The organism is Aquiflexum sp. (assembly GCF_041749095.1).
Lineage (GTDB): Bacteria > Bacteroidota > Bacteroidia > Cytophagales > Cyclobacteriaceae > Aquiflexum.
Window position 1 is genome coordinate 1 of sequence record NZ_JBGTCA010000289.1, and the last position, 3,865, is coordinate 3,865.

The 3,865-nt window shown below is 41.6% G+C and carries 2 protein-coding genes; both read left to right on the forward strand.

Annotated features, from left to right (window positions below; genetic code table 11):
* Positions 1 to 1,866: FtsX-like permease family protein (locus ACEW8O_RS13585; protein ID WP_373495168.1), on the forward strand; the 1,866-nt coding region annotated here is incomplete at its 5' end.
* A 146-nt stretch (positions 1,867 to 2,012) separates the two neighbouring features.
* Positions 2,013 to 3,865: ABC transporter permease (locus ACEW8O_RS13590; RefSeq protein ID WP_373495169.1), on the forward strand; the 1,853-nt coding region annotated here is incomplete at its 3' end.

Sequence of the window (3,865 nt, forward strand, 5' to 3'; positions counted from 1 at the left end):
CCCGATAATTCCCATGTGCATACCGATTTTATCATCTCCTTCAATTCCATTCCATGGAACTTGGATGAAAACTGGGATTGGGGCAATTTCTACAATTATGTGGAATTAGCCCCTCAGAGCGATTTGGCAGTAGTAGAAGAAAAATTTCTGGACGTACTGGAAAAATATCTGGGAGAAAGTTTGGCGGAATGGCGCAACGCCGGTTATACCACCAAGCTAGATCTACAGGCAATCCAAGATATCCACCTAGACTCCCATCTGGAGGCCGAAGCAGAACCCAACGGCAGTCGACAGATGGTTTGGTTCCTGATCCTTATCGCTATTTTTATATTGGTTATCGCATGGATCAATTACGTAAATCTAACCACAGCCAAATCTGTTGAGCGGGCAAAAGAAATCGGTATTAGAAAAGTGGTGGGATCCAGTAAACGGCAACTGATCGCACAATTTATGACAGGCTCTTTTATGGTCAACGGGTTGGCAGCTATTTCGGCAATTGCGCTTTCGCAACTCCTGATGCCTGTTTTCCAAACCCTGACGAAGGTAGAGTTTTCTCCCACTCCCTCCACTGGAATGAGCATTGGCGTAGGAGTATTGTTTTTGACTGGTGCCTTATTATCGGGGCTTTACCCGGCCTATGTGATGTCTTCTTTTCAACCTTTGCAAATGATTAGGGGCCATTTTAAAAACCCGAGTCAGGGTGTCCCCATTAGAAAGGTTCTGATTGTATTTCAATTTGCAGCCTCTATTGCGCTTATTGCGGGTACCTTGGGCGTACGCCAGCAGCTTGGATTTATGCAAGAGCAGGATAAGGGACTCGATATGGAACAAACGCTTATCGTAAAAGGTCCTGGAATTAAGGATTCATCCTATCAACAGCATTTGGTCTTTTTCAAAAATGAAGTGAACAAGCTCCCTCATATACAAAAAGTAAGTGTTTCTTCTAATATTCCTGGCAAGGAACTGAGTTGGGCTAGGCAGTTTTACCAGCCCGCACAGCCGGAGAGCGGTAAAGGCATAAATATCATCGCTATTGATGAAGATTTTTTTCAATTATACGGTGTTGATTTACTTGCCGGCCGCAATTTTTCCCAGGAAGTTACTTCTGACCGTGGTAATTTGATCATAAACGAAACGGCAGCACGCCAGCTGGGTTTTAAAAATGCGGAAGAGGCAAATCAAAAGACAATCATTTGGCATGAATCTGACGAAGATACACATGCCAAAACGATTATCGGAGTGATCAGGGACTTTAATCAGGAATCTCTCCATAAGGAAGTGGGTCCGATAGTATTTGCTCTAAAGGAATATCTCAATGCCCCATGGGCGGGCGAATATTATTCACTGAAAATAAATTCCGGTGACTATACCACTACCTTGAGCCAAATAAAGACAAAATGGGAACAAGCCTTTCCCAATAGCCCCTTTGAATACTTTTTTCTCGACGATTATTTCAATAGTCAATACCTGTCGGAGCAAAAATTCGCAAGGATTTTTAGCATTTTTGCTGGTTTGGCCATCTTTATCGCATGTATGGGACTCTTCGGTCTTACCTCTTACATGACCTTGCAACGAACCAAAGAGATCGGTATACGCAAAGTGCTGGGAGCGTCTATCTTAAATATCGTAGCCTTACTTTCAAAAGACTTTTTCCTGCTCATCGCTTCAGCCAGTATAATTATAGTGCCGATTATTTACTATATCATGAAAAACTGGCTGCAAAATTATGCCTATCAGATGGAAATCCACTGGTGGCTATTGGGCCTTCCTATCCTATTGGTAGGGCTTTTGGCATTGCTTACTGTCAGTCTTCAAACGATAAAAACGGCATTGGAAAATCCTGTGAATAGTTTGAGAAGTGAATAGGGGAGAAACGAGAGCCAAGAAATAAGATGCGAGAAATATGATGCGAGATACGAGAAGCGAGAAGCGAGATTCTAGAAACAGAGATCCAAAGCCTGCCCCGAAGAACTTAGAAGAGTTATAAACAAGAGAGCCAAAACTCCAACACTATGATCAAAAACTATTTTAAAATCGCATTTAGAAATCTTGTGAAAAACAGGATTTTTAGCCTGATCAATATTTTGGGTTTGGCAATAGGAATTGTTGCCTGTATGCTGATTTTACAATATGTGCGGTTTGAATTGAGTTATGATGATTTTCATGAAAATGGATCAAATATTTATAGGGTAATTGCCACCGATAATGAAGAAACTGGAAGAAAATCCATATTGGTGCCTTCCCCGATCGGCCCTGAACTGCAAATGAATTATCCCGAAGTCATTGAATATACCCGGTTGATACTGCCATGGAGCGGTCAGGAAGCTACAAGTACTTTGGTTCTCAATGGCATTGATGGCAATACTGTCAAGCATAATTTCAAATGGGGATTTTATTCAGATCCGGGATTTTTAAAAATGTTCAACTTTCCTTTTATTCTCGGGAATGCCCAAGATGCATTGGCTGATGGAAATAGGATCGTTCTCTCTGAATCGGCAGTCCAAAAATTATTTGGGAATGCTTGGAAGAAAAACAGCCAAATACTTGGACAATCCCTTGAATATATCAATGAGTACGACAGGTTTTCATTGCTTATTACAGGAATTGTTGCTGATGCCCCGGACAACTCACATTTCCAATACGATTTTCTTGCTTCTTTTGGAACATTAAGTACCGGATGGGGCAAGGATTATGCGGAAACCTGGAACGGTCATAATGTCTATACCTATTTGCAATTAGCTCCTGATGTAGAGTTACAGGGATTTTTGGAGAATATGAATGAGTTTGTTGGTGACCACCATCCCGATCAGGAACTCAATGCAACTTTTTCGTTACAGGCTTTGCAGGATATCCACTTAAATTCCCATATAGATGGTGAGTTGAAAGCAAATGGCAATTTGACACAGGTATATTTCCTTTCCCTGACAGCTGTTCTGATTTTGCTGATTGCCCTGGTAAACTATATCAATCTCTCAACAGCCAAATCAGTTGCCAGAAGCAGTGAAGTGGGTTTGAGAAAAGCCATGGGGGCATTACGCCATCAACTTATGAAACAATTTCTTTTCGAATCCCTTTTGGTCAATGGCCTTGCTTTTGCCTTGGCCATTTTGATCTTATTCCTTGTTTCGCCATTTTACCCGCAATTGACAGGTAGGGAATTGGATTTTTATGACGGTTGGCTTTGGATGTTCATTGTATTGTTTTTTCCAATCATCACCCTTTTATCCGGAATCTATCCTGCTTTTGTATTGTCAGGTTATGACCCCATGCAGGCATTAAAAGGAAAATCCCTTCATTCATCAAATGGAAAGCAACTCCGAAAGGGGATGGTTGTGTTTCAGTTTGGAGTATCTATGACCCTTATCATTTTTACCATTGCACTGTACCAGCAGTTGGATTTTATGCGGTCCAAAGATACAGGCTTTGAAAAAGAAGGTGTGGTAGTGGTCAAAGGACCGGGTAACAGGGCAGAGACCTGGATTGAGCACGACATTCAAAAGGATTCAAGAGAATCTAATGATCCATTCAAAGAAATGGTATCAGGTCTGGCGGGAGTTCAAAAAGTTTCCCTTTCATGGGCGATTCCTGGAGAAACTAACAGCATTTACCCGATGAGATTGGGTCAAGCCTACAATAACAGTTTCATTGATGTATTGATCACGGACAATGATTATGCTGAGGTTTATGGGTTGGAATTGCTTGCTGGGATCTTCAGCACCAAAGACGGGCATGTCATCAATGAGGAAACAGCCAAAGTATTGGGTTTTGAAGATCCTATATCAGCTGTCGGGCAGGTTTTTAAGGATGACAGAGAATACTCCCGAACCATTAATGGAGTTGTGAAAAATTACCACCACCAAAGCCT